We start from the raw sequence: 25,859 nt of genomic DNA, 5'->3' as shown, positions 1-25,859 counted from the left end.
TCGTGTTCTCTGGCCGACGTGGTCCGTCGGCATCCTCGCCCACGCGAACGGCCGCCTGTCAGGCGGACGTGAGTTGGGGGCGGACTGTCCGGATCAGGTCGTCGACCTGCCGAACTTTTCGGGCGCGCCCGAGGGCGCACACCCGGAAGAGCCTACCTGTGTACCCTCGCGAAATCAATCCGGGCGCGTCGTCCTGGAGGCCCGTGGAATCGGCCGTCGGCGAACGCACGTCCGCCGGCCGGTCGCGCCCGGCGCGGGGCGGGCCCTGGAGCCCGCCACGTGCTCCGGCGTGCTGCCGTCGCGGAGGCGGGTCGGGCCTCCCGTCCGGGACGGAGGCGACCACCAGCGATCAGGAGCCGGTGTCCGACGAGCCGTTGCCGATCGACGACTCGAACGTCGCACCCGCGTCGGTGAAGCCCGTGATGTAGCCGGAGGCGTTCACGTTGATCGGACCGGCCGTCGCCGTGCCGGAGCCCGCCGGCCCCGTGAAGTTCGCCGTGAACGTCGCCGAGCCGTACGACGACGTGGTGACCATCCAGCCATCGGCGAGCCAGCCGTCCACCTGCACGGTCGGGCGGGCGTCGAGCGTCCACTTCTGGTCGGTGTAGGTGTTCGCCGGGTTCTCGCCGTACGCGTAGAAGCTGCAGCCGTCCGGGGTGGTCGACGTCGAGGCGATGCAGCCGTCCACCCAGGCGTTCACGGCGTCCGTCGCAGCCGCTCTGCCGTCGTCGGTGAGCGTCGTCGTGATCGAGACCGGCGTCGACTCCGCCGCGGCGAACCCGCGGACGTCCGCCGTCGTGGTGTCGGCCGTGAACCACTTGCCGCCGTCGACCGCGACGTCGTAGGAACCCGGGAGCGCACGCAGGGTGAGCCCGCCGGTCTTGTCCGTGGTCACCTTCTGGCCGGCGACCGCGACCGTGGTGCCCGCCGGGGCCTGCACGACGACGTCCACCGATCCGAGGTCGGGGGCCTGGAGCTCCCACTTCGGGAACACGCCCCAGTCGGTGCCGGTCTTGTCGAGGGTGAACGTGGCGGCGACCTGGCGTCCGCTCTGCGTCAGGTACGCGCCCACCGTCGCGGTGTCGCCGTCGGTCTTCGTGGCGGCGATGCGGTACCCCGTGACGCGCGACTTCGCCTTGGCGTACGCGGCGTCGGTCAGCAGGACGTCGTCCTTCGAGTGCTCGATGCCGGCGTCGGTCAGGGCCGCGTCGACCTTGCCGGACCGGAGGTCGTCGAGGAACGCCTCGACCTGGCGTTCCGGTGCATGGCTGTTCGAGCCGACCGAGTAGCCGACCCCGCCCGCGACGGCCAGCAGCACCACGGCCGCTCCGCCCGCGATGATGCCGATGAGTGCGCCCCGGCGCATCCGCTTGCGCGGTCGCGGTGCCGGCGCTGCTGCAGCACCCGCCGGCGCCTCGCGCGTGCCCGGCGCTGGCGCTTCGCGCGTGCCGCTGATGTCCGCGACCCGTGGGACGGATCCCCATCCGTCCTGCGGTGCGGTGTCGTCCGTGCTCATCGGTCCCCCGTGGTCTCGCTGCCGCGCTGTTCCGGCGGCACCGATATCCTACCGGCGACCGCCGTCAGTTCGACTGCTTGGTCTGGTGCCTGGCCATCGCGATCCCGCCGATCACGCAGAGCAGCGCGATCACGACCGAGCCGACCACGAACGGGCCGAGGGCGTAGCCCGCCGGGAACACCAGGAGCTCGGTGACGTCCTGGCGGATCAGCGCGTAGCCGACCGACCCGACGCCGAGCATCACGAGGTAGCTCGTCGCGGCTGCGACCAGGCCCGTGACGCCGGGGTTGCCGTCCGGGATGCCGAACGCCGTCGCGAGGAACACCACCACCGCGCCGCCGAGGACCATCGCCGGGCCGAGGTACGGCGTCGCGTCGGTCTGGGAGATGATCGCGATGTCGGCGAGGAGGGACTCGAACCCGCTCACGGCGATGACGAGCGCGATGAAGAGGATCGACGTCATCGTCGCCACCAACCACCGGGACATGGACCGATGGTAGCGCCGGTGACGGGTGCCGTGGCTGGTGTGGCGGGTCGGGTGCGGCGTGCGTTGCGTGGTTCGGTGCGGTCAGCTCGCAGGCTGGTCCTGCTGCTCGCGGTCGTCCCGTTCGTTGCGCTCGGCGCGGCGCTGCTCTTGCGCGGCGTTCACGAGGGCGATGGCGATCGCTGCGGTGATGACCGGGACGCTCTCGGTCATGGGGGCGGCGGGGGCGGTGATCGCCTGTTCGACAGGCTCGGCCACGTCGGCCACGTCGGCCACGTCGGTCTGGAGGCTCGGGGGTGCGTCCGCCGTGTCGGTCACGTCCGGCTCGTGGTGCCGGACGGCGGGGCCGATGACGGGCAGCACCGCGGTCGTTGCCGCTGGCTCCGTCGAGAGCTCGTGGTGCGTCTCGAGACCGGCCCGCTTCGCCGTGCGACGCGCTCTGGCCATGCGGACCAGGACGACGACCGCGACGACGGCCCAGATGCCGTTCACGATGGTCGACGGGACGGCGTGGTGGGCGGCGACGTTGACCGCCACCGCGAGTCCGCCGACGAGGTTGAACAGCTGGTAGACCGGGCCGTTCGGGAGCTTGCCGGTTGAGAACAGGATGTAACCAGCAAGGACGGTTACAGCTCCGAACCATCCGAGGAATTCCACGATTCCAGACAACACGCGCGACTCCGGGCACGACGAGGAACGGCCGATTCGAGCCGACCGTTCGAGGGGGTGTGACGAGCCGCAGAACGCGGCATCGGGAGCATCGTACGCACAGCGGGAGCCGCCACGGAAGAGGCTTCGGCGTGGCGGCTCCTCCCCCAGTTGGCGGGGGTGCTTGTCAGCCCTTCGCGGGGGTGTCCGACGTGGCGCGGAGGACGTACACGTACCCGGCGAAGGTCCAGGTCGTCGTGGAAGCCCCCGCGGCGTCTGCCGACCCGTCCGACGTCGAGGACGAGATCGAGTCGATCAGGAACAGCCGCGCACCGTCCCGGGTACCGGACGCGAACGACAGCGCCTGTTCGAAGGATCCGTCGACGGACACCGAGACCGGGATGACCGAGAAGTTCGAGCCGGTGATCGCCGGGTTCGTGGTCACGTCGGGAGCGGTCGGTGCAGCCGACGCCGTGGCCGACGCAGTCGGCTCGGGTGACGCGGTCGCGGCAGGGGACGCCGCATCGGTCGCCGTGTCGGTCGCGGTCGACGCAGGCGGGGCGTAGGCGATGGCGTCCGACGTCGTGATCGCGGACACCGTGACGCCGGACGTCGAGGCGATCCCGTCGATCTCGCTGTAGAACCTCGACATGCTCGCGCTCGACGGCACCGACGCTTCCAGACCGGTGAGCTCCGACTGCATCTCGGGCAGGGACTTCGCCCGTTCCCGGAGGCGAGCGAGTTCCTTCGCGGTGGTGCTGTTCGTGGCCTCCACCGTGGTCTGCTGTGCACGGTTCGACGCCGCCTGTGCGAGCTGCGGCTGCACGCCCAGGAAGAAGCCGGCCGCCGCCACGACGACCATCGCCAGCACAGCGATCAGCATGTTGAGTCGGTTCTTGCTCATGTCACTTCCCCCCGTCGAGGTCGTACTTGCCGTCGAAGGCCTTCTCGTTGACGTGGATCGTCATGTTGACCGTGTACGTCCCGGACGTCTCGTCGAGGGTGACCGAGTTCGCGGTCGCGTCGACGAACCCGGTGATGGACCTGACGGAGTCGAGCCACTCCGGGACCGAGGGCAGCGTCGGGCTCTCGGCGTCGAACGTGAGCGTCGCGATGCGCTGCCCCTGGAGCGGGGCGTCGGCCTGGGCGTACGCCTCGAGCGGTGACGCCGAGTCGACCGTGACGCCGGTGATGTCCACCCCTCCGGGGAGCGAACTCTTCACCGAACCGAGGTAGGTCCCCCAGTCGATCTCCGTCGCTCCGCCGACCGCCTGCGCTGCCTCGAGGAGCGAGGTCGAGGCCTCGGTCTCGCGGACGTCCTTGTACTGCGCCTGCTGCTGGACCAGGGCGAGCGTCTGCGCCTGGGCATCAGCAAGGTCGTTCGCGGACTCGGCTGACATGAGTGAGGCTCCGCCGATCGCGATCCCCGCGACGACTGCGACGACGGCGACACCACCCCAGACCCGCCGGACCACCCGACGTTCTCGTCGGTCGACCAGCACCTCGGTCGGGAGGAGATCCACCCGCGGCCGGGCGCCGACGGTGAGCAATTGCATGTTGGCGCGGCCCTGCCGTTTGGTGCGCTCGGCGACCTCGGCGGACACGCGGCCCTCGGCGCTCTGGTTCGTCTTCGCCGGACGCCCGGTACGGGGCGGTCGGACCTTCGTCGCTTCGCTCATGCCGCCTTCCCCCCTGCTGCCAGACCCCACGCGGTGGCGATCGACGGCCCACGCGAGTACAGCTCGTCGCGGCTGATCCCGCGGGACAGCCCGGCGTTGGCGAACGGATCGCCGTGGCGGACCGGGATCCGGGTGAACTCGGCGAGGGAGTCGCGGAAGCCGGGAAGGGCAGCGCCGCCGCCTACCAGCAGGATCTCCCCCACGGGTTCGGCGGGGTGGGTGTTCACGAAGTAGTTGACCGTGTTCCGGAGGCTCGCGAGCAGTTCGCTGGTCGTCTCACGGATCGCCGCCACCGCGAGTGCATCGTCGGGGGTGTGCGCACCGAGTGCGTCCATGCCGAGGTGACGCTTCACGGCTTCCGCCTCGGCCTCCGGGATGTCCAGGCGGCCCGCGAGCATCCGCGTGACGTCGTCGCCGCCGGTCGGGATGATGCGGACGAACTTCGGGACGCCGTGTGTCACGATCACGACCGTCGTCGTGTTGCCACCGCACTCGACGATGGCCGCGGTCGGGTGGGCCGCGGTCGGAGCCACGGCCCGCGACAGCGCGAACGGGATCAGGTCGACGCCGACGGGGTTCAGGCCGGCGTGCTGGACCGCGCGGACGTTGGCGAGGACCGCGTCCTTCACCGCGGCGACCAAGAGACCGTTGACGACGGGGCCGTGCTCGGTCACCGACTCGGACGTCGGGTAGAAGTCGAGGATGGCGTCGCCGACGGGGACCGGGAGCATGTCCTGCACCTGGAACGGGAGCGACTCACGGATCTGGGCGAGCGGCGCCTTCGGCACCGTCAGGTCGCGGGAGAGCACGCGCTGGTTGCCCATCCCGAGCACGACGTCCTTCGATCGGAACTTCCCGGCGGACCACAGTTGCTTGAGCGCTGCGGCCACCGTGTTCGGCTCGATGACCTCGCCCTGGCGCGTGGAGCCGGGAGGAACCGGGACCTCGGCGAACCGCACGATGGTCGGCTGCGGCTTGTCGTGGTCCTGGACCTCGACCGCGCGGATGGTGGCTGAGCCGATGTCCACGCCGACGATGCTCTTCGCCATGCTGTTGTCCTTCCGGAGCCGCAGGCTTCGGGTGCGCTGCGGGTGGTCTGTTGGGCTGACCGTGGGAGACGGCCGAGTTCAGGTCGAGTGATCGGGGATCAACCGAGGCCCAGCACACCGAGGTACGTGGACCAGATCGGCGCGCCGAGGGAGATGCCGAGCCAGGAACCGGCGAGCATCCAGGGGCCGAACGGGATGCCGCTCCGACGTCCAGCCCGGCGCACGATCACCAGTGCGATCGCGAAGATACCGCCGAGGACGAAGGCGCCGAAAGAACCCACTGCGAGGGGTCCCCATCCGAGGTACGCCATCGCGAAGCCGAGGACTCCGGCCAGTTTCACGTCCCCGAGCCCCATGCCGCCGGGCACCGCGAGCGCCAACGCGAGGTACACGCCGCCGAGCACGACGAGCCCGAGGAACGCGCGCGCCAGAGCTCCCCAGTCGCCGGAGAGCGCCGACGCCGCAGCGAGCAGCAGCGGCACCACGGCGTACGCCGGCAGCACGATGCGGTTGGGCAGGGTGTGTGTGTCCAGGTCGATCAGGGTGAGCGCCACGCTGATCGCCATGACGTAGAGGTAGGCCAGGAGGACGACCGCGCCGTAGGCCAGCGCAGCGCCCGCTCCGTCCGGTGCAGCGGTCCGCAGCGGACTCCACGGTACGGTCACGAAGAACACGGTCACCAGGACGGCCAGGAGGCCCGTGGCGGCTTCCACGAGCGGGTAGCGCGCCGAGATGGGGGCAGCACAGTCACGGCACCGTCCGCGCAGGACCAGCCAGGAGAGCACGGGGACGTTGTCGTACCCGCGGATCGCGTGCGCGCACCGCGGGCACGCGCTCGCGGGGCGCGACACCGAGAGTCCGGCTGGGACGCGGTAGACGACGACGTTGAGGAACGACCCGACCGCGAGTCCGAGGACGCCGGTGATCGTCGCGAGGAACGAGAGGGCAGCGGTCACGACGCGCTCCCGTCGGCGGCGTACGCGGTCTTGGACTCGACCTGGGTCGCGACCCGGTAGGTCGTGATCGTGGGCTGCGGGAACTTCGGAGGCGTGTACGTCGCGAGTGACGAGTCGTACTCGTAGTCCTTCGCGTAGCCCGTGCCGCCGGTCGTCGCGACGGCACCACGGAAGTTCTGCGCGATCGAGCCGTTCACCGTCAGCGTTCCCCTGCTCGACCCGAGCGTGTAGTTCTGGACCGCGAAGGTGCCGTCGTTGGAGAGGATGGCGGCGTCGATGCGGCGGTCCTTGGCCTTGTACGTGCTGTTGGCGCTGTTGATCGGGTTCCACACCCAGACCGCCTGTTGCCCGATCAGGCCGAGGACCGTCGACGCGGTGCGGTTCGTCGGGTAGGTGATGTCGCCGGTCACGTAGACGAAGTTCTCGGCCGCGATCGTGACGGCCTTGTCGACGGTGCCCTGGACGAACACGTCGCCGTTGTCGCACTTGTACGGGTTGGTGACGGCGTTGCCGAGGCCGGCCGTCGGGTCGGCTTCGCTGTTGCTGGAGTTGGTCCCGACCTCGGGGAAACCGACCCCGTTCGACGGCAGCGTCGTGTACGCGCTGGCACGGGTCGTGTTGGAGCACGCGGTCGCCTGCGTCTTGTAGCTCGACGCGCTCCACAGGTTCGGGTCCTGCGACGAGCCGGACCTGGACCCCGGCTCGTTCTGGACGTAGATGAGGTTGTTCTTCGGGATGTCGATCGTCGCGCCGGCCGCGGTGTGCAGTGCAGCGACGTCACCGCACCGGGCCGGAGCGGCCCCACCCGTGAGCAACCCGCCGGACTGGTTCGTCGTCCCCGTGACCGTGGTCTTCACCGTCAGCGGGGAGACGATGTTCACCTTGCCGCCGCCCACGAAGGTGATCTTGGTCGGCCCCGTGTACAGGCAGCCGGGGCCCTCGACCGTGTTGGTCGTCGTCGCCAGGTCGGTCCGCATGTAGTCGCGGAGGTCGGAGATCGTGGCGGGTGGGGTCAGCGTCGAGCTCGTCGTCGGGTTGGACGCGAAGTTCGGCGTCGTCCCGGTGCACCCCGTCTTCGACCAGCCGTAGACGCTCTGCACCGTGCTCTTGAACGTGGCGCCGCAGATGCGGAACTGGTCGTTCGAGCGCACCGGCCCCTCGAGCGTGTCGCCGGCGGCGAACTGGATGTACTGGCAGTTCGTGGACCCGGCCAGCGGCTGGTACGCGCTCACGCACGGGGCCTTGCAAGTCAACGAGCCGCAGCGGTAGCTGTACGTCTCGCTGCTCACCGACGGGTCCTGCGACTCGTAGTTCGTGAAGTAGAGGTAGTTCGAGAAGCCGTCCGGCTTCACGTTCGCGATGAACGTCCGCGTGGTCGAACCCGCCCGCCCGGTGGACTGGACGCGGATGACACCCTGCGAGGTGAGCTTCGAGTTGTCGACGGCGTACCGGTACGAACCGTCGCTCGCCGCGCCGTTCGCGCCGGGGACGCTGACCCAGCGCCCGCCTGCGGTGTAGTCGAACGCGGGGTTGTCGCCGGTGCCCTTCGTGAAGGTGCTGAGCGTCGCCTGGCTGAACGGCGCGAGCTTCTGCCCGTAGTTCCCGTAGCTGTTGTCCGCGTTGAGCCGGGCCTGGTAGTCGGCGATGCCCGCGTAGGCGGCAGCCGCTGCACGTGCCCAGTCCCGATCGCTCGTGGTCGCCTTCGCGCCGTTCGTCGCGACGGCGACGAGGGTCGCGACGAGCATCATCACGACCATGCCGATCCCGACGACGGCCACCAGGGCGACGCCGCGTTCGTCGTCGCGGGCGCGCATGGCACGCAGGATCCGGATCACGAGGATGCTCCCATCACGATGTTCGGCAGGTTGACGCTGTTCGTGAGCGTGGTAGCTCGGGGGTCCGACGTGCTCGTGCCGGTCGTCACGGTGACGGTCACCTTGCGGATGTTCGGCAGGTCGGTCGCGCTGATGGAGCCGCCGGACGGGGCGATGATGCCGCCGGCGGCGTTGTAGAAGGTGAAGGCATTCGCCGACACGACCGAGTTCACGAGCGTGCGGGTCGACGTCGGGGTGGTGCTCAGCGTCGCACCGGTGGACATCGGGAACGTGAAGTAGTCGCTGTACGGCACGACGGTGCCCGACCACTTCGTCTCGGTGATGGTGCCCCTCGTCGTGTCGAGCGAGAGTTGGACCTGAACGGGCTGCGACGCCGTGGACGACGTGTTGACGTAGGTGAAGAAGCGGACGCTCGTCGCGCTCGCGTACTGGAACGCGTACTGCGGGTCGTCGCCGGTCGACACCGGGTTGTCCGTCGCGGACCGCATCACCCGGGTCATCTCGTTCATCGCCGCCGCCGCGGTGCGGGTGTTCTCGTTGACCGCACTCGCCGTGACCGACGCACGCTGCGTCGAGATGAGGAAGGAGCCGGCGATCGTCAGGACGAGCACGCTCAGGGTCATCGCGACGATGAGCTCGACGAGACTGATCCCCCGCTCGTCACGGAGCAGCCGCTGCCATCGCGACGGCCGACGCCCGGTCACGACGCGGCCTTCGTCCGCGGGTCGAACAGGACCGTCCGGCCGGAGACCGACACGTTGACGTTGGTCGCGCCAGGGGACGCCGCGAACACCGGCGTGTTCGAGCCCAGCGACGTCGCCGACGTCCCCTCGCTGAACTTGAACGTGCCGTACGGCAGGGCGATGGTCGTCGCGGTCGTCGCGTTCAGCCCGGTGAACGTGTACGTCGTCGCGGGCGACGTCGTGCACCCGGGGTCGTTGGCACCCGTCGGACCGGGCGTCGCGACCGCGGTGAGCACGGTGTCGGAACCGTTCAGCTTCACGTCGATGAGCGCCATCGGGACCTTGACCGTGCTCGTGGTACCGGGGACCGCGCCGACGCCGACGGGAGCACTCGCGCTGTCGACCATGAGGTTCGTGGTGGTGGGCGTCGTCCACTTCAGCGGGTTGACGTTCTTGCAGGTCGACGCGTTGTAGTTGCCGGCCACCACCGCCCATCCGTCGGTGTACGGGAAGACGGTCGTCGTCGTGGCGGTGACCGGGGTACCGGCGTCGCCCCGGAGGAAGGTCGTCGCGACGCCCGACGGGAGCTTCGGGTTGCTACCCGCTCGCGCGTTCGCGGCGTACTGGACGTTCACCGTCGCGGGCTGGTCGAAGAGGAAGGTCTTGCTGGCGACGCTCCCGACGGCGGCGGTGACGGTGAAGGACGGGGAAGCGTTGAGCGTCTCGTCGGTGTTGCCGCTCTTGGCGAGCACGATCTTGTACGAGCCCGGGGTGACGTTGAGCGCGTAGGTGCAGCCGTTCGCATCGGTGGCCGCCGGTTGGGACGACAGCGACGTCGCTCCGCCCGAGACGGGGGTTATGGCGACGCTGACGCCGGTGTTCGGACCGCCGCTGGCGTTGTTCACGGCGACGACGATGGTCGAGCTCGATGCGCTCGACACGGAGGTCGAGGGGGCGACCATCGTGTCCATCACGACGGAGCGTTCGTCATTCGAGGTCCCGTTGGTCCAGCTCACCTTGACGCTGACACGCTTGTAGGACAGCTGACCGTCACCCGCGCCGCAAGCGTTGTCCGTGCCGGACGAGGTGATCCAGTTCGACGTGCGGGTCACCGTGTAGGGCTGGTTGCCGACCGTCGCCGAGGTGGTCTTGTTCGTGACGCTGAAGATGTCCTTCGTGCTCCGGACCTCGTCGATCGTCTGCGTCGCGAGGTTGAGCGCCGCTTCACGGGAGCGGTTGTCCTGCGTGAGGTAGATGCTCGACACGATGCCGGCCGCGACACCGGCGGCGATGATCGCGAAGATCGTCATCGCGACCATGACCTCGATGATCGTGAAGCCGTCTTCCTGCTCGCGCGCTGCGCGGAGCCGGTCGACCAGGCGGAGCATGGACGGTCCCTTCACGATGGTGGGTCGGGATGCGATGAAGCGGATCGCGCCGAGGCGCGACCCGCTTCATGACGACTAGGCGCAGAGACCACTCACGACGCCACCGTTCTGCGTGACGCTGAACTTGTTCCCGGCGTTGCTGGTGACCTGGATGCAGAACTTGCCGTCCGCGGCACCGGAGCCGGTCTTGTACGCCGGCGCCACGCCTGGCAGGGTGTAGGTCGACGCGGTGTAACCCTGGTCCTCGAGACCCGTGAGCGCCGTCGGGTTCGCGTTGGTCTGGGTGTAGTACGAGATGACCGCGGTCTTCGCGTTGGTCAGGTCCGACTTCGCGGCCGAGTCCTTCGCGTTGTTCTGCACGCCGATGTACACCGGGATGGCGATCGCGGCGAGGATGCCGATGATGATGACGACGACGAGGAGCTCGATGAGCGTGAAGCCCTTCTCCTTGTCGGCGAGGAGACCCTTGCGGCGAGCGTCGAGCTTGCCCATGAGAGCGAAGTACATGGTTGTTCCATTCATTCGGGAATGTCGGGTGGGGATTTCGGGGCTTTGCTCGCCGCCGGTGATCAGCGTATTGGAGGCGGATTCTGGCGGTAATCCCGAGAACGGGGGCCACGGCGGAGCAAAATGCCCCCAGAAGCGGGGACGCCGACAAACCAAACCACCCCCGTCCGAGTGACGGGGGTGGTCAGGGGGACTACTTGATGAGGCTCGTGATCTGGAAGATCGGCAGGTACAGCGCGACGATCATGCCGCCGACCACCACGCCCAGGAACGCGATGAGGAGCGGCTCGATCAGCGAGGTGAGCGCTTCTGTCGTCGATTCGACCTCGCTGTCGTAGAACTCGGAGATCTTCTCGAGCATGACCTCGAGCGAACCGGCGTCCTCGCCGACCGCGACCATCTGCGAGACCATCGACGGGAACACCGGTTCTTTCAACAATGGTTCGGCAATGGTGTTTCCTTTTCGCACGGCTTCCGCAACGCGGTTCACCGCGCTTTCCACCACGTAGTTCCCGGAGACTTCTCCGGCGATCTGCAATCCCTGGAGAATGGGGACACCGGCACCGATCATGTTCGAGAGGTTCCGCGAGAAACGCGCGATCACGATCTTCTTGTTGAGCCCGCCGAACACCGGCAGGCGCAGCTTGATCGGGTCGACCGCCGCACGGACCCTGGGCGAGTTCTTGTTCGCCCGCCACCAGAAGAACCCGACGATGATCAGGACGGCGAGAACCGGCCCGACGTAGACCATCGCGTGCGACATGTAGACGAGCATCATCGTCGGCAGGGGGAGCTTGCCGCCGAGGCTCGAGAACATGTCCTGGAAGATCGGGACGATGAAGACGAGCATGATGACGACCGCGGCCAACGACATGCAGAGGACGACGACCGGGTAGGTCATCGCCGACTTGATCGTCGAGCGGAGCTTGTGCTCCTTCTCGAAGTTCGTGGCGATGGAGTCCATGGCCTGGTCGAGGAAGCCGCCGGTCTCGCCGGCGCGGATCATGTTGATCATGATCGGCGGGAAGTCGACCGGGTACTTGGCGACGGCGTCCGAGAACGCGACGCCACGTTCGACCTGGTCGCGGACGTCTTCGAAGATGCCCTTGAGCTTCTTGTTCTCCGTCTGGTCCGTCAGGATCGACAGGGTCCTGAGCAGGGACAGCCCCGACGAGAGCATGGTCGACGCCTGGCGCGACACGATCGCCAGGTCCTTGAGCCCCACGCCCTTCTCGAACCCCGGGATCTTGATCTCGGTCTGCAGCCCGGTGCCGGCCTTCGCCTCGGTGATGGCGATCGGCGAGACCCCCATCGTGCGGAGGCGCTGGACGACAGCACCCTCGGACGCGGCGTCGAGCCGACCCTTGACGAGCTTGCCGCCGCCGTCGCGGCCCCGGTAGTCGAACGCGAGTGACATCAGTGGCCTCCGGAGAACTTGTCGCCGAAGTCGATCCCGCTCGCGGCGATGGCCGCTGCGGACGAGTCGGACGGTGATTCGACGCGCTGCACGAGCCGGTCGAACCCTTCGTGGTCGTGGACCTTCTCCATCGCCGCACGCCGCGTGATGGTGCCGACGTTGACGAGCTCGGCGAGGTCCTGGTCCATCGTGTGCATGCCCGAGTCACGACCGGCCTGCATGGCGGAGGTGATCTGGTAGGTCTTGCCCTCGCGGATGAGGTTGCCGATGGCGGGGGTCGTCGTCATGATCTCGGTCGCGACGACCCGACCGACCCCACTCGCCTTCGGCACGAGGGTCTGGCAGACGACGCCTTCGAGGGTCGAGGCGAGCTGCGTCCGGATCTGTCCCTGCTGGTGCGGCGGGAACACGTCGATGACGCGGTCGATGGTGCCGGGAGCGCTCTGCGTGTGCAGCGTCGCGAACACCAGGTGGCCGGTCTCGGCAGCGGTGAGCGCGACGGAGATCGTCTCGAGGTCGCGGAGCTCGCCGATCAGGATGACGTCGGGGTCCTGACGGAGCACGTGCTTGAGCGCCTTCGCGAAGGAGTGCGTGTCCGCACCGACTTCGCGCTGGTTGATGATCGCCTTCTTGTGGTCGTGCATGAACTCGATCGGGTCCTCGACCGTGACGATGTGGTCGGCACGGGTCTCGTTGACCAGGTCGATGAGCGCGGCGAGTGTGGTCGACTTGCCGGACCCGGTGGGGCCGGTGACGAGCACGAGCCCACGCGGCAGCTTGGCGAAGTCGCCGACGTGCTCCGGGATCCCGAGCTGCTTGAGCGTCTTGATCTTGGTGGGGATGATGCGGAAGGCCGCTCCCCAGTTGCCGCGCTGCTGGTAGTAGTTCACGCGGAAGCGGTACTCCGGCGACAGCGAGTACGCGAAGTCGAGCTCCTGCTCGTGGTCGAACTGCCCGGCCTGCTCGACGGTCATCAGGGTCTTCAGCGCCGCGATGACCTTGTTCCGTGCCCAGGGCCCGCCGGGAACTGCGGGGCGGAGACCGCCGTCGACACGGACGGTCGGCGGGGCGTCGGCGGTGACGTGGAGGTCGGATGCGCCCTGGTAGACGACCTGGGCGAGCGCGGTGATGAGGTCGGGGTCCGCGACTTCACGAGCGTGGCGCGTGAAGCCGATCTCCGGCAGCGGCTCGGCTCCCGGAGCGGCGGCGGGCGTCGCGAAGACGGTGGGTGCGTGCACGGCCGGGAGGACCGTGGTCGGGTCGGCAGGCACGACCGGCAGGTGCTGGGTCGCCTGGTCCGCGTACCCGTACGACGCGGTCGAAGGCGGGACCGCGGCCGGCGGGGTCGCCGGACGCGCCTGCGGCTGCGCGACCGGCACGGCGACGGGCGAACCGGACGGTGCGGGCCAGCCGGTGAGGTCGTCGGACAGGTCGTAGACGGGCACGGCTGGCGCGGGCGCAGCGGCGGGGGCCGGCGCAGCTGCGGTCGCCTCCGACTGCGACGCCAGGCGCGCGGCACGGCGGCCGCCGACCTCGGCACCGGGACGGCCGGGGTGCCAGCCGTCGATGGGGTCGTTGACGTCGGGGATGTCGTACACGGAGTCGGTCATCGGTTCGTGCCCTTCGCCTACGCCACCACGCGCAGGATCTCGTCGACGCTCGTCAGCCCGAGCTTCACCTTTTCCCACCCGTCCTGGCGGAGCGTGAGCATGCCCTGCTCCTGCGCGACGCGGCTGATCTCGGCGCTGGAGGCCCGTGCGACAGCGAGGCGCTCGATCTCCTCGGAGACGGTCATGACCTCGTGCAGGGCGATGCGGCCGCGGTACCCGGTGTTCGAGCAGACGGCACAGCCCACCGGCGCGAAGAACGGCGGGATCGTGGCGTCGTCATCACCGACGAAGCCCAGCACCCGGAGCTGGTCGAACGTGTACTCGGCCGGGGCCTTGCAACGGTCGCAGAGCTTGCGGGCGAGACGCTGGGCGACGACGCAGTCGAGCGCCGACCCGACCAGGAACGGCTCGATGTCCATCTCGGTCAGACGGGTGATCGCCGAGGGGGCGTCGTTCGTGTGCAGCGTGGACAGCACGAGGTGACCGGTGAGCGATGCCTCGATCGCGATCTGGGCGGTCTCGTGGTCGCGGATCTCACCGAGGAGCACGACGTCGGGGTCGGAACGCAGGATCGACCGGAGCGCCGAGGCGAACGTCAGGCCGGCCTTCGGGTTGACCTGCACCTGGTTGATGCCCGCCATCCGGTACTCGACCGGGTCCTCGACCGTGATGACGTTGATCTCGGGTCGGGCGACAGCGTTGAGCGTCGTGTAGAGGGTGGTCGACTTGCCCGACCCGGTGGGGCCGGTGACGAGGATCATGCCGTACGGCTTGGAGTAGGACCGCTGGTACGCGTCGAAGTTCTGCTCGAGCAGGTTGAGGTCCTTGAGGGACATCGACGTGTTCGTGTTGTCGAGGATTCGCATGACGACCTTCTCGCCCCACACGGTGGGGAGGGTCGCCACGCGGAGGTCGATCTGGCGGCCACCGTGGCGGACGGACATGCGGCCGTCCTGCGGCTTGCGACGCTCGGCGATGTCGATGTCGCTCATGATCTTGAGACGGCTGATGACGCCGTTCTGGATGTTCTTGGGCGCAGGGGCCATCTCGTGCAGCACGCCGTCGATGCGGTAGCGCACCCGGACCTCGTGCTCGCCGGGCTCGATGTGGATGTCGGACGCGTGGTCCTGGATCGCCTGCGAGACGAGCAGGTTCACGAAGCGGACGATCGGGACGTCGTCGAGCGAGCCCTCGCCGATGTCGACCTGCTGCTGCGCGTTCGCCGTCGCCTCTTCTTCGAGGGAGGACGTCAGGTCGTTGAGCTCGTCGTCGGCACGCAGGTAGCGGTCGAGCGCCGCGGCGAGGTCGCGTTCCTCGACCTGGAGCGGCTTGATCGCACGGCCGGACGCGGCACGGGCGTCGTCGACCGCGAGCACGTTCGTCGGGTTCACCATCGCGAGGACGAGGACCTCGCCCTCGAAGCCGATGCCGAGCACCTGGTGCCGCCGGCAGAGCGCCGCCGGGAGCATCGACACCGCGGTGCCATCGACCGGGTAGTCGGTCAAGGGGACGGTCTTGGAGTTGTTCGACGCCGCACGTGCGGTGATGAACTGCGCCTCGCTGACGACGCCACGGTCGACGAGGGAGCGGATCGAGCGTTCGTCGATCTCCTCGTCGCCGGTGAGCGAGTCGAGGTGCTCGATCGGGAGTGCTCCGTTGAGGATCAGGATCTCGGAGAGCGTCGCCATGAGTCTCGCTGCCTCCTTCGGGTTGCGTGAGGACGTCGTGGTGCGTCGACAGGGTTCGACGCCTGTCCACGCTATGGCCGGGACCGGCGGGTACCGAAGTCCCAGAATGAGGGCCGGAGGACATCGGGGCGCACCCAGAACAGGGGACGGTGGACGGGCGCGGAATGGATCGTGCTGTGGAGGACAGGAAATCCCTCGACGTGCGCGGCACTCGCAGGACATGATGAGTCATGGACATCACGAGCGTGACCGTGGGGCTGCCCGTCACCGACATCGAAGCGTCCTGCCTCTGGTACGGCGCGGTGTTCGAGCGCGTCGAGCCGGACCTCGAGCCGGACGAGGGCATTGCCGAGTACGAGATCGGCGGCATCTGGATCCAGCTCTTCGAGGACGACCAGGCCGAGGAGAACGCGGTCATCGTCCGCTTCGGCGTCGACGACGTCGCCGCGCAGCACACCAGGATCGGCGCGCTCGGCATCGACGTGGGGCCCATCGAGTGCGTCGACGGCGCCGTCGACTGGTTCGACGTCCGTGACCCCGACGGCAACGTGCTCAGCCTCTACTCGCTCGCGGACGAGACGGGGCGCGGATCAGGCGGTCGCGACAGCGACGCCGGCCGCACGATCTAGACGCGACCGAACGGCGGACGGGAGGCTCGGTGCCAGCTGGCACCGAGCCTCCAGTTGGTCTGCGGCAAGGAGATCCGGCAATCTCTGGACAGGCGTCCGGCGCAGTGCCAGCATGGCCATCATGCAGAACACGCGTATTTCAGATGTGGTACAGCGGCGATGCGCAGCGGTGGTCGTCGCCGCAGCGCTCGTCCTCGGATCGACGCTCGTCGCGTCCCCGGCGCAGGCGGCACAGTTCACCGCGAGGGTCGGCGCGATCGCGCACAACGCGGGTGACGTGACCCTGGCCGGCACTGGTGACGCCGGCGATCTCGTCTCGATCACGCCCTCGGACGGTGCGCCCGTCGAGACCCGCGTCAAGCCGAACGGCTCGTGGCGGACCACGGCGCACGTCGACGGGTTCGGGGACCACACCTTCCGCGTCGCCGACTCGATCGGCTCCCCCGCGGCGACCCTCCGCGCGAGCACCCACGAGGTGAGCTTCGAGCGGATCATGGTCGCCCGCGAGAACTGGAACCGCTCCCTGAAGATCGACGGCACCGGCTTCGAGCCCCGCAGCCGCATCGAGCTCACCCTCGACGGCGTCCCGACCGCGACCACCACGACCGACCGCGACGGCGCCTTCGCCCACCGGATCACCGGCGTGCGCTTCGGTGACCACACCCTCACGACCGTGGAACGCTTCGACGGGACGGAGCAGCTCCGCGTGAACTCCTCGGCGAAGCTCGAACCCTCCCCCTTCGTGGACACGGTCCGGGTCGACCCCGTCGCCCGCACCGTGCACCTCGAGGGGCGCGGTCCGGCAGGAACCGACATGCGGTTCGTCGACGAATCAGGTGCCCCGTGGTCACTGACCGACGGGCAGGACTGGACGGCGAACACCGACGGCACGTGGAGCGCCGACCTGGCGTACCCGCCCGCCGGGACCCGGTTCATGGGCATCGTCGCCGAGGTGTACGACGACGGCAAGCTCATCGGTTCCACGACGAGCGGGGCGACGATCCCGTTCCCGGTGACGGCGGACGTGACGAAGGTCACCGCCAAGAAGCTCGTCCTCAGCGGATCCGCCGAGCCCGGCGCCCGCCTGTCGTTCACCGACGCCGACGGCACACCGGTGACCGACGCCGACGGCAACCGCGTCGAGCCGCCGGTGCCCGGGTCGTCGCAGTGGAGCGTGACGCTCGACCCACGTCGCATGGCCGGCGGCACCGTGACCGTCTCGGCCACGGGCGACGACGGCCCCCTCGGCAGCGTCACGCGGACGTACCGCTGACCACATCCACTCCGGCAACGAGCGAGGGCCCCGCATCCTGGTGGATGCGGGGCCCTCGTCAGTGGATCACTCGGCTCAGTTGTACGTGCCCGGCGTGAAGTCGTCCGACGAGAAGCTGTCGAAGTCGACGAAGCTCAGGTCGGCGTCCGAGAACGACGAGTCGTCCGCGAAGATGCGGTTCGGGTACCGCTCCGCCTTCGCTTCCTCCGTCGCGTTCACGTCCACGTCGCGGTACCGGCTGAGGCCCGTCCCGGCGGGGATGAGCTTCCCGATGATGACGTTCTCCTTGAGGCCGACGAGGTGGTCCTGCTTGCCCTCCATGGCCGCCTGCGTGAGCACGCGGGTGGTCTCCTGGAAGGACGCGGCGGACAGCCACGACTCGGTCGCGAGGGACGCCTTCGTGATGCCCATGACCTCCTGGCGAGCGGAAGCGGTCTTGCGACCCTCCTGCAGCGCCGCACGGTTGATCTCGTTGTACCGCGAACGGTCGACGAGCTCACCCGGGAGCAGGTCCGTGTCGGCGTGGTCGACGACCGTCACCTTGCGGAGCATCTGGCGGACGATGACCTCGATGTGCTTGTCGTGGATCGGCACACCCTGCGAGCCGTACACGTCCTGCACACCGTTGACCAGGTGCTTCTGGACCTCACGGACGCCCTTCACACGGAGGACCTCCTTCGGGTCCACCGTGCCGGCGATGAACTGCTCGCCGAGCTCGACGTGCTGGCCGTCCTCGATGAGGAGGGTCGCACGCTTGAGCACCGGGTAGATGAACGGCTCGTCACCGTTGTCCGGCGTGAGGATGATCCGACGACCCTTGTCCGTGTCCTCGACGACGACGCGGCCGGGGGCCTCGGCGATCGGGGACGCGCCCTTCGGGGTACGGGCCTCGAAGAGCTCGGTGACACGGGGCAGACCCTGGGTGATGTCGTCGGCGGACGCCGAACCACCCGTGTGGAAGGTACGCATCGTCAGCTGGGTACCGGGCTCACCGATGGACTGCGCGGCGATGATGCCGACGGCCTCGCCGATGTCGACCAGGTTGCCCGTGGCGAGCGACCGGCCGTAGCACTTCGCGCAGACACCGACGGCCGACTCGCAGGTCAGCACCGAGCGCACCTTGATGCTCTCGACACCGGCCGCGACCAGCTTGTCGATGAGGACGTCACCGACGTCCTCGCCTGCCTCGGCGACGACCGTGCCCTTCGCGTCCGTCGCCGGGGTGGCGAGGGTGCGCGAGTACACGGTGTTCTCGACGCGGGCGTCGCGGACGAGCTTGCCGTCGGCGTCGACCGTGGCGATCGGCAGCTCGAGGCCGCGCGTGGTGCCGCAGTCGTCCTCGCGGATGATGACGTCCTGCGAGACGTCCACGAGACGACGGGTGAGGTACCCGGAGTCCGCGGTGCGGAGCGCGGTGTCGGCAAGACCCTTGCGAGCACCGTGGGTGGCGATGAAGTACTCAGCCACGGTCAGGCCCTCGCGGTACGAGTTGATGATCGGGCGGGCGATGATCTCGCCCTTCGGGTTGTTCACCAGACCACGCATACCGGCGATGTTGCGGACCTGCAGCCAGTTACCACGGGCGCCGGAGGACACCATGCGGTTGATCGTGTTGTCGATGGGGAAGTTGTCCCGCATCTCCTGCGCGATCTCGTTGGTGGCCTCGGTCCAGATCTTGATCAGGTCGGCGCGACGTTCCGCGTCGGTGATCAGACCCTTGTCGAACTCGCCCTGGACCTTGGCGGCCTGCGCCTCGTAACCGGCGATGATCTCCTTCTTGCGAGGAGGCGTCACGACGTCGGAGAGCGCGACGGTCACACCGGAGCGCGTGCCCCAGTAGAAGCCGGCGTCCTTGATCCGGTCGAGCGCAGCGGCCGTCTCGGTCTTGGAGTAGCGCTCGGCGAGGTCGTTGACGATCGCGGAGAGCGTGCCCTTGTCGGTGACCCGCTGGACGAACGGGTAGTCCGCCGGCAGGGTCTCGTTGAAGAGCGCGCGACCCAGGGTCGTCTCGAGGAGGATCGGCTGACCGACCTCGTAGCCCTCAGGTGCTTCACCCTCGGCGAAGTGGACACCCGACATGCGGATCTTCACCTTGGCGTTCAGGTGCAGCGTGTTCTGGTCCTTCGCGAGGATCGCCTCGGCGACGGAGGAGAACGCACGGCCCTCACCGACGGCGCCCTCGCGGACGGTCGTCAGGTGGTGCAGACCGATGATCATGTCCTGCGCGGGCAGGGTGACCGGACGGCCGTCCGACGGCTTGAGGATGTTGTTCGAGGCGAGCATCAGGATGCGTGCCTCGGCCTGGGCCTCGACCGACAGCGGCAGGTGCACGGCCATCTGGTCACCGTCGAAGTCCGCGTTGAACGCAGCACACACGAGCGGGTGGAGCTGGATGGCCTTGCCCTCGACGAGCTGCGGCTCGAACGCCTGGATGCCCAGACGGTGCAGCGTCGGCGCACGGTTCAGCAGGACGGGGCGCTCGCGGATGATCTCCTCGAGGACGTCCCACACCTGCGGACGCGAACGCTCGACCATGCGCTTGGCCGACTTGATGTTCTGCGCGTGCGACAGGTCGATGAGGCGCTTGATGACGAACGGCTTGAACAGCTCGAGGGCCATCTGCTTGGGCAGACCGCACTGGTGGAGCTTGAGCTGCGGGCCGACGATGATGACCGAACGACCCGAGTAGTCGACGCGCTTGCCGAGCAAGTTCTGGCGGAAACGACCCTGCTTGCCCTTGAGCATGTCGCTCAGGGACTTCAGGGCGCGGTTGCCGGTACCCGTGACGGGGCGACCACGACGACCGTTGTCGAACAGCGCGTCGACCGCTTCCTGCAGCATGCGCTTCTCGTTGTTCACGATGATCTCGGGGGCACCGAGGTCGAGCAGGCGGCGGAGACGGTTGTTGCGGTTGATCACACGACGGTAGAGGTCGTTGAGGTCCGAGGTGGCGAAGCGGCCACCGTCGAGCTGCACCATCGGGCGGAGCTCCGGCGGGATGACCGGGACGACGTCGAGGACCATCGCTGCCGGCGAGTTGCCGGTGGCGAGGAAGGAGGAGACGACGCGCAGACGCTTGATCGCGCGGATCTTCTTCTGGCCCTTGCCCTCGGCGATCTGCAGACGGAGCGACTCGGCCTCTGCGGCCAGGTCGAACGCCTCGAGACGGAGCTTGATCGCCTCGGCGCCCATGTAGGCGTCGAAGTAGATCCCGAACCGGTCCTGCAGCTCGTGGAAGACGGCGTCCTCGGGCTTGAGGTCGCCCACCTTGAGGTTGCGGAAGTCCTCCCACACGCGCTCGAGACGGGTGATGTCCTCGTCGAACGACTTGCGGACCTGGGACATCTCCTTCTCGGCGGTGTCCTTGGTGCGGCGCTTGATGTCGGCCTTGGCGCCCTCTTCCTCGAGCGCTGCGAGGTCGTCCTCGAGCTTCTTGAGGCGGTCGGCGATGATCGAGTCGCGCTGGTTCTCGAGGTTCTTGATCTCGAGGCGCATCTCGTTCTCGAGACCCGGCATGTCAGCGTGCCGGCCCTCTTCGTCGATGCTGATGATCATGTACGCGGCGAAGTAGATGACCTTCTCGAGGTCCTTCGGCGCCATGTCCAGCAGGTAGCCCAGGCGCGACGGGACGCCCTTGAAGTACCAGATGTGCGTGACGGGTGCGGCGAGCTCGATGTGGCCCATGCGCTCACGACGAACCGAGGACTTGGTGACCTCGACGCCGCAGCGCTCGCAGACGATGCCCTTGAAGCGGACACGCTTGTACTTGCCGCAGGCGCACTCCCAGTCCCGGGAAGGACCGAAGATCTGTTCGCCGAACAGACCGTCCTTCTCGGGCTTCAGGGTGCGGTAGTTGATGGTCTCCGGCTTCTTGACCTCGCCGTACGACCACTGGCGGATGTCCTCGGCCGTGGCGAGGCCGATCCGCAGTGCGTCAAAGGAAGTTGCTTCGAGCAATGTTCTTCTCTCTTGCTGAATTCGAAACGTTGTCGGGCGGGGCGGGATCAGATGTCGTCGACGGAGGACGACTCGAACCGCGAGGAGATGTTGATGCCGAGCTCTTCAGCGGCACGGAAGACCTCGTCGTCCGTGTCGCGGAGGCTGACCGCCTGGCCGTCGGCCGAGAGGACCTCGACGTTCAGGCAGAGCGACTGCATCTCCTTCATGAGGACCTTGAAGCTCTCCGGGATGCCGGGCTCCTGGATGTTCTCGCCCTTGACGATCGCCTCGTAGACCTTCACGCGGCCGAGGATGTCGTCGGACTTGATCGTCAGGAGCTCCTGGAGGGCGTAGGCGGCGCCGTACGCCTCGAGCGCCCACACCTCCATCTCACCGAAACGCTGTCCACCGAACTGCGCCTTACCACCCAGCGGCTGCTGCGTGATCATCGAGTACGGGCCGGTCGAACGGGCGTGGATCTTGTCGTCGACCAGGTGGTGGAGCTTCAGGATGTACATGTACCCGACCGAGACCGGCTCCGGGAACGGTTCGCCGGAGCGACCGTCGAAGAGCTGGGCCTTGCCGGAGGAACCGATCAGGCGCTCGCCGTCGCGGTTCGGGAGCGTCGAGTCGAGGAGGCCCTCGATCTCACGCTCGTAGGCACCGTCGAACACCGGGGTGGCGACCTTCGTGCCGGGTGCCGCGCTGCGCGCCGCCTCCGGGAGGGCCGATGCCCACTCCTGGACGCCCTCGACGTTCCAGCCCTGCTTCGCGAGCCACCCGAGGTGGATCTCGAGGACCTGGCCGAAGTTCATGCGGCCGGGGACGCCGAGCGGGTTGAGCACGATGTCGACCGGGGTGCCGTCCGCGAGGAACGGCATGTCCTCGACCGGCAGGATCGTCGAGATGACGCCCTTGTTGCCGTGACGACCGGCGAGCTTGTCACCTGCGGTGATCTTGCGCTTCTGGGCGATGTAGACGACCACGCGCTGGTTGACGCCCGAGCCGAGCTCGTCGTCGCCGTCCTGCGCGTCGAACACCTTGACGCCGATGATCGTGCCCTCTTCACCGTGGGGCACCTTCAGCGAGGTGTCGCGGACTTCGCGCGACTTCTCGTTGAAGATGGCGCGGAGGAGGCGCTCTTCGGCGCTGAGCTCGGTCTCGCCCTTCGGCGTGACCTTGCCGACGAGGATGTCGCCGGGGCGGACCTCGGCACCGATGCGGATGATGCCGCGCTCGTCGAGGTCGGCCAGGAGGTCCGGGCTGACGTTCGGGAGGTCGCGGGTGATCTCTTCCTTGCCGAGCTTGGTGTCGCGGGCGTCGACCTCGTACTCCTCGATGTGGATCGAGGAGAGGGTGTCGTCCTTGATGAGGTTCTGCGACAGGATCATCGCGTCCTCGTAGTTGTAGCCCTCCCACGGCATGAACGCGACGAGGAGGTTCTTGCCGAGCGCGAGCTCGCCGTTCTCCGTCGCGGGGCCGTCGGCGATGACCTCGCCCTGCTCCACACGCTCACCGGCCGAGACGACGACGCGGTGGTTGTAGCTCGTGCCCTGGTTCGAGCGGTCGAACTTGCGCAGGTAGTACGTCTGCGTGCCGCCCTCGTCGAGCTGCAGGGTCACGGCGTCGGCCGAGACCTCGGAGACGACACCGGCCTTGTCGGCGGTGACGACGTCGCCGGCGTCGATGGCGGTGTAGCCCTCCATGCCGGTGCCGACGAGCGGCGACTCGGAGCGGAGGAGCGGCACTGCCTGGCGCTGCATGTTCGCACCCATGAGGGCGCGGTTCGCGTCGTCGTGCTCGAGGAACGGGATGAGCGACGTCGCGACCGACACCATCTGGCGCGGGGAGACGTCCATGTAGTCGACCTCGTCCTTGGCGACGAGTTCGACCTCGCCGCCCTTCTTGCGGACGAGCACCTTGTCGTCGGCGAAGTGGAACGAGTCGGTCAGCGGGGCGTTGGCCTGCGCGACGACGAACTCGTCCTCTTCCGAGGCGGTGAGGTAGTCGATGGTCTTCGTGACCTCGCCGTTGACGACGCGACGGTACGGGGTCTCGATGAAGCCGAACGAGTTGATCCGACCGAACGACGCGAGCGAGCCGATCAGACCGATGTTCGGGCCTTCAGGGGTCTCGATCGGGCACATGCGGCCGTAGTGCGACGGGTGGACGTCGCGGACCTCGACGCCGGCACGCTCACGGGACAGACCACCCGGGCCGAGGGCCGAGAGACGACGCTTGTGCGTCAGGCCCGCGAGCGGGTTGTTCTGGTCCATGAACTGCGACAGCTGGGACGTTCCGAAGAACTCCTTGATCGCGGCGACGACGGGACGCACGTTGATGAGCGTCTGCGGCGTGATCGCCTCGATGTCCTGCGTGGTCATGCGCTCGCGGACGACGCGCTCCATGCGGGACAGACCCGTGCGGACCTGGTTCTGGATGAGCTCGCCCACCGCGCGGATGCGACGGTTGCCGAAGTGGTCGATGTCGTCCACGTCGAGGCGGAGCTGCACCGGCTCGCCGTCGCGGACGCCGTCGATCGTGGTGCGCTCGGCGTGCAGCGAGACCAGGTACTTGATGGTCGCGACGATGTCCTGGACGGACAGCACGGAGTCGGACAGCGGCGCGTCGATGCCGAGCTTGCGGTCCAGCTTGTAGCGGCCGACCTTCGCGAGGTCGTAGCGCTTCGGGTTGAAGTAGAAGTTGTCGAGGAGCGCACGCGCGGCCTCGGCAGCGACCTGCTCGCCCGGACGGAGCTTGCGGTAGATGTCCTTGAGCGCCTCTTCCTTGGTGAGGATGGCGTCCTTCTCGAGGGTCGACTCGATCGAGGCGAAGCCCTGGAACTCGTCGAGGATCTCCTCGCTCGTCAGGCCGAGGGCCTTGAGGAAGACCGTGACCGACTGCTTGCGCTTGCGGTCGATGCGCACGCCCACCTGGTCGCGCTTGTCGATCTCGAACTCGAGCCATGCGCCACGCGACGGGATGATGCGAGCGGAGTAGATGTCCTTGTCGGACGTCTTCTCCTGCTGACGCTCGAAGTACACGCCGGGGGAGCGGACGAGCTGCGAGACGACGACACGCTCGGTGCCGTTGATGATGAAGGTGCCGCGCTCGGTCATGAGCGGGAAGTCGCCCATGAAGACCGTCTGCGTCTTGATCTCACCGGTCATGTGGTTCATGAACTCGGCGTTGACGTACAGCGGGGCGGCGTAGGTCTTGCCGCGTTCCTTGCAGTCGTCGATGGAGTACTTCGGGTCCTCGAGCTCCGGGGACGTGAACGAGAGCTGCATGGTCTCGCCGAGGTCCTCGATCGGGGAGATCTCCTCGAAGATCTCCTCGAGGCCGGAGTGCAGCGCGAGGTCGGTACGACCCTGCTCCTGCCCCTCGGCCAGTCGGGCCTTCCAGACGTCGTTGCCGACGAGCCAGTCGAAGCTCTCCGTCTGGAGAGCGAGCAGATCGGGAACCGTGAGGGTGTCCGTGATCTTGGCGAACGAGAGTCGCGAGTGGTTGCGACCGTTCTTGGGGTTGGTGGATGCGTTGGGCGCAGCAGCCAAGGGTGTGACCTCCGTAGGCCCCGTCGGGCCGGTACTGACGAGCAGCATGTAGGTGAGTGGATTGAACGCTCGGCGCAACCCTCGAAGACACGCGATCATGGGCCAGCCGCGTGAGCGGGAACACATGTGCGATGATCTGGGTGAGCGGTACCCGCCGACATATACGGGACCGAACTCACCAGGGCCTGTTCTCGAAGAACTCTGCGTCGACCGCAATATGACGACACGGATGCCAGGGAGCGCGAACTGCCATCATAGGCAGCGCTCGCGCACGATGTCCAGTCCTGGCTTGACCAAGATCAGGACTGCCGTGTATAAGCAGCGGCGACCAGCAGCCATTCCCGGCCGTGCGCTCAGCCCAGGCGTTCGCGCGCAGCTGCAGCCGAGCCTCCAGTCAGGCCCGCCAGCGCACGGAACGCGTCTTCCGGACGGCGCGTCCGCACGAACGTGACGCGACCACGCTCGTCCGTGAGCTCGATGCCGAGCCCCGGGGTGAGCAGCAGCGCCCGGACGCCGCGGCCGAGCCGCAGGCCGATGCCACCGTACGTCGCCGCGTCGGCCTCGACGAGACGGGCGTCCACGATCCGGTGCCGCGCGATCCGCCGGGGCGGGAGGGGGCGGAAGTGCAGGGTGACGTGCGTGTCGGTCACCGTGAACCCGGACCGCGCCAACAGCAGGAGCAGGCCGACGACGACGCCGACGAGACCCGGGACGAGGAGCGCCGCCTCCGGCGCCTCCCCCGGCCAGCCGAGCACGGCCGCGGTCAACCCGACACCCGCCGTGAGGAGCGCACCACCGATCACGCGCATCCAGACGGGGGCCGTCTCGCGGTCCGCGTGGAACGGACGGGAGGCACGGGTCGCCTCCGCGGGCACGCTCGGCGTGGCGGGACGGTGCGTCTGGATGCTCATGGTGTCGGCGGACATGTCGGGTCTCCTGCGGTTCGTGGCCGGCGGATGCTGCATCCGTATTTTACATAACGAACGCAATGTACTCAATGGTCG

19 protein-coding genes are annotated in these 25,859 nt (G+C 68.2%); 2 read left to right on the top strand and 17 right to left on the bottom strand.

The features are described 5' to 3' along the window. Nucleotides 1-349: 349 nt before the first annotated feature. The 14 genes from ACEN9V_RS13240 to ACEN9V_RS13175 all read right to left on the bottom strand — a co-directional run bounded on the left by ACEN9V_RS13240 (nucleotide 350) and on the right by ACEN9V_RS13175 (nucleotide 15,460). Nucleotides 350-1,516: a hypothetical protein gene (locus ACEN9V_RS13240; RefSeq protein WP_413600706.1), complete on the bottom strand. Its 1,167-nt coding sequence runs from the start codon at nucleotides 1,514-1,516 to the stop codon at nucleotides 350-352. Between the two features lie 64 nt (nucleotides 1,517-1,580). Beyond that, a complete protein-coding gene (locus ACEN9V_RS13235) occupies nucleotides 1,581-2,003 on the bottom strand; it encodes a DUF6121 family protein (protein WP_402727260.1) in 423 nt (140 codons plus the stop codon). Between the two features lie 81 nt (nucleotides 2,004-2,084). Next, nucleotides 2,085-2,657 (bottom strand): CBU_0592 family membrane protein, encoded by a 573-nt coding sequence (locus ACEN9V_RS13230; RefSeq protein ID WP_413600705.1) that lies wholly within the window; start codon nucleotides 2,655-2,657, stop codon nucleotides 2,085-2,087. 178 nt (nucleotides 2,658-2,835) lie between these two features. Then, nucleotides 2,836-3,552: a hypothetical protein gene (locus tag ACEN9V_RS13225; RefSeq protein WP_413600704.1), complete on the bottom strand. Its 717-nt coding sequence runs from the start codon at nucleotides 3,550-3,552 to the stop codon at nucleotides 2,836-2,838. A gap of 1 nt (nucleotide 3,553) precedes the next feature. Beyond that, on the bottom strand, nucleotides 3,554-4,327 hold the full coding sequence (locus ACEN9V_RS13220; RefSeq protein ID WP_413600703.1) for a hypothetical protein: 774 nt from the start codon (nucleotides 4,325-4,327) through the stop codon (nucleotides 3,554-3,556). Next, nucleotides 4,324-5,376 carry a type IV pilus assembly protein PilM gene (pilM, locus tag ACEN9V_RS13215; protein WP_413600702.1) on the bottom strand — a complete coding sequence of 351 codons (1,053 nt, stop codon included), beginning with the start codon at nucleotides 5,374-5,376 and terminating at the stop codon, nucleotides 4,324-4,326. Before pilM ends, ACEN9V_RS13220 begins: the two co-directional genes overlap by 4 nt. A 98-nt stretch (nucleotides 5,377-5,474) precedes the next feature. Beyond that, nucleotides 5,475-6,332 carry a prepilin peptidase gene (locus ACEN9V_RS13210; protein WP_413600701.1) on the bottom strand — a complete coding sequence of 286 codons (858 nt, stop codon included), beginning with the start codon at nucleotides 6,330-6,332 and terminating at the stop codon, nucleotides 5,475-5,477. Next, nucleotides 6,329-8,146, bottom strand: a complete 1,818-nt coding sequence (locus ACEN9V_RS13205; protein WP_413600700.1) for a hypothetical protein — start codon at nucleotides 8,144-8,146, stop codon at nucleotides 6,329-6,331. Before ACEN9V_RS13205 ends, ACEN9V_RS13210 begins: the two co-directional genes overlap by 4 nt. Before the next feature lie 17 nt (nucleotides 8,147-8,163). Then, nucleotides 8,164-8,871 carry a type II secretion system protein J gene (locus ACEN9V_RS13200; RefSeq protein ID WP_413600699.1) on the bottom strand — a complete coding sequence of 236 codons (708 nt, stop codon included), beginning with the start codon at nucleotides 8,869-8,871 and terminating at the stop codon, nucleotides 8,164-8,166. Further along, nucleotides 8,868-10,238: a type IV pilus modification PilV family protein gene (locus tag ACEN9V_RS13195; RefSeq protein WP_413600698.1), complete on the bottom strand. Its 1,371-nt coding sequence runs from the start codon at nucleotides 10,236-10,238 to the stop codon at nucleotides 8,868-8,870. Before ACEN9V_RS13195 ends, ACEN9V_RS13200 begins: the two co-directional genes overlap by 4 nt. 75 nt (nucleotides 10,239-10,313) lie before the next feature. Beyond that, a complete protein-coding gene (locus tag ACEN9V_RS13190) occupies nucleotides 10,314-10,745 on the bottom strand; it encodes a type IV pilin protein (RefSeq protein ID WP_413600697.1) in 432 nt (143 codons plus the stop codon). 193 nt (nucleotides 10,746-10,938) lie between these two features. After that, on the bottom strand, nucleotides 10,939-12,162 hold the full coding sequence (locus ACEN9V_RS13185; protein WP_413600696.1) for a type II secretion system F family protein: 1,224 nt from the start codon (nucleotides 12,160-12,162) through the stop codon (nucleotides 10,939-10,941). Further along, on the bottom strand, nucleotides 12,162-13,772 hold the full coding sequence (locus ACEN9V_RS13180; protein ID WP_413600695.1) for a type IV pilus twitching motility protein PilT: 1,611 nt from the start codon (nucleotides 13,770-13,772) through the stop codon (nucleotides 12,162-12,164). Before ACEN9V_RS13180 ends, ACEN9V_RS13185 begins: the two co-directional genes overlap by 1 nt. A gap of 17 nt (nucleotides 13,773-13,789) precedes the next feature. Beyond that, complete coding sequence (locus ACEN9V_RS13175; protein ID WP_413600694.1) at nucleotides 13,790-15,460, bottom strand: GspE/PulE family protein; 1,671 nt, start codon at nucleotides 15,458-15,460, stop codon at nucleotides 13,790-13,792. Between the two features lie 230 nt (nucleotides 15,461-15,690). On the opposite strand from ACEN9V_RS13175, the gene ACEN9V_RS13170 reads away from it, so the two are divergent. Together ACEN9V_RS13170 and ACEN9V_RS13165 are read left to right on the top strand one after the other, a co-directional pair. Beyond that, the gene (locus ACEN9V_RS13170) at nucleotides 15,691-16,089 is read left to right on the top strand and encodes a VOC family protein (RefSeq protein ID WP_281266032.1); all 399 of its coding nucleotides are present in this window, start codon (nucleotides 15,691-15,693) and stop codon (nucleotides 16,087-16,089) included. A 169-nt stretch (nucleotides 16,090-16,258) separates the two neighbouring features. Further along, a complete protein-coding gene (locus ACEN9V_RS13165; protein ID WP_413600693.1) occupies nucleotides 16,259-17,362 on the top strand; it encodes an Ig-like domain-containing protein in 1,104 nt (367 codons plus the stop codon). Nucleotides 17,363-17,437: 75 nt separating this feature from the next. Here the strand turns inward: ACEN9V_RS13165 and ACEN9V_RS13160 are convergent, their stop codons facing one another. The 3 genes from ACEN9V_RS13160 to ACEN9V_RS13150 all read right to left on the bottom strand — a co-directional run bounded on the left by ACEN9V_RS13160 (nucleotide 17,438) and on the right by ACEN9V_RS13150 (nucleotide 25,781). Next, the gene (locus ACEN9V_RS13160) at nucleotides 17,438-21,319 is read right to left on the bottom strand and encodes a DNA-directed RNA polymerase subunit beta' (RefSeq protein ID WP_281266034.1); all 3,882 of its coding nucleotides are present in this window, start codon (nucleotides 21,317-21,319) and stop codon (nucleotides 17,438-17,440) included. Between the two features lie 47 nt (nucleotides 21,320-21,366). Beyond that, nucleotides 21,367-24,855, bottom strand: a complete 3,489-nt coding sequence (rpoB, locus tag ACEN9V_RS13155) for a DNA-directed RNA polymerase subunit beta (protein WP_281266035.1) — start codon at nucleotides 24,853-24,855, stop codon at nucleotides 21,367-21,369. Between the two features lie 353 nt (nucleotides 24,856-25,208). Then, nucleotides 25,209-25,781: a hypothetical protein gene (locus ACEN9V_RS13150; RefSeq protein ID WP_413600692.1), complete on the bottom strand. Its 573-nt coding sequence runs from the start codon at nucleotides 25,779-25,781 to the stop codon at nucleotides 25,209-25,211. Between the last annotated feature and the right edge of the window lie 78 nt (nucleotides 25,782-25,859).

The sequence above is a fragment of the Curtobacterium sp. Curtsp57 genome, assembly GCF_047324335.1.
GTDB lineage: Bacteria > Actinomycetota > Actinomycetes > Actinomycetales > Microbacteriaceae > Curtobacterium.
Note: the sequence above shows the minus strand (reverse complement) of the source record. Positions and strands in the feature narration are given on the sequence as shown.

Excerpts from the sequence above, each read along its gene's own strand:
- ACEN9V_RS13240 (WP_413600706.1), bottom strand. The coding sequence starts at position 1,516 with ATGAGCACGGACGACACCGCACCGCAGGACGGATGGGGATCCGTCCCA.
- ACEN9V_RS13235 (WP_402727260.1), bottom strand. The coding sequence starts at position 2,003 with ATGTCCCGGTGGTTGGTGGCGACGATGACGTCGATCCTCTTCATCGCG.
- ACEN9V_RS13225 (WP_413600704.1), bottom strand. The coding sequence starts at position 3,552 with ATGAGCAAGAACCGACTCAACATGCTGATCGCTGTGCTGGCGATGGTC.
- ACEN9V_RS13220 (WP_413600703.1), bottom strand. The coding sequence starts at position 4,327 with ATGAGCGAAGCGACGAAGGTCCGACCGCCCCGTACCGGGCGTCCGGCG.
- pilM (WP_413600702.1), bottom strand. The coding sequence starts at position 5,376 with ATGGCGAAGAGCATCGTCGGCGTGGACATCGGCTCAGCCACCATCCGC.
- ACEN9V_RS13205 (WP_413600700.1), bottom strand. The coding sequence starts at position 8,146 with ATGCGCGCCCGCGACGACGAACGCGGCGTCGCCCTGGTGGCCGTCGTC.
- ACEN9V_RS13195 (WP_413600698.1), bottom strand. The coding sequence starts at position 10,238 with ATGCTCCGCCTGGTCGACCGGCTCCGCGCAGCGCGCGAGCAGGAAGAC.
- ACEN9V_RS13190 (WP_413600697.1), bottom strand. The coding sequence starts at position 10,745 with ATGTACTTCGCTCTCATGGGCAAGCTCGACGCTCGCCGCAAGGGTCTC.
- ACEN9V_RS13185 (WP_413600696.1), bottom strand. The coding sequence starts at position 12,162 with ATGTCACTCGCGTTCGACTACCGGGGCCGCGACGGCGGCGGCAAGCTC.
- ACEN9V_RS13180 (WP_413600695.1), bottom strand. The coding sequence starts at position 13,772 with ATGACCGACTCCGTGTACGACATCCCCGACGTCAACGACCCCATCGAC.
- ACEN9V_RS13175 (WP_413600694.1), bottom strand. The coding sequence starts at position 15,460 with ATGGCGACGCTCTCCGAGATCCTGATCCTCAACGGAGCACTCCCGATC.
- ACEN9V_RS13170 (WP_281266032.1), top strand. The coding sequence starts at position 15,691 with ATGGACATCACGAGCGTGACCGTGGGGCTGCCCGTCACCGACATCGAA.
- ACEN9V_RS13150 (WP_413600692.1), bottom strand. The coding sequence starts at position 25,781 with ATGTCCGCCGACACCATGAGCATCCAGACGCACCGTCCCGCCACGCCG.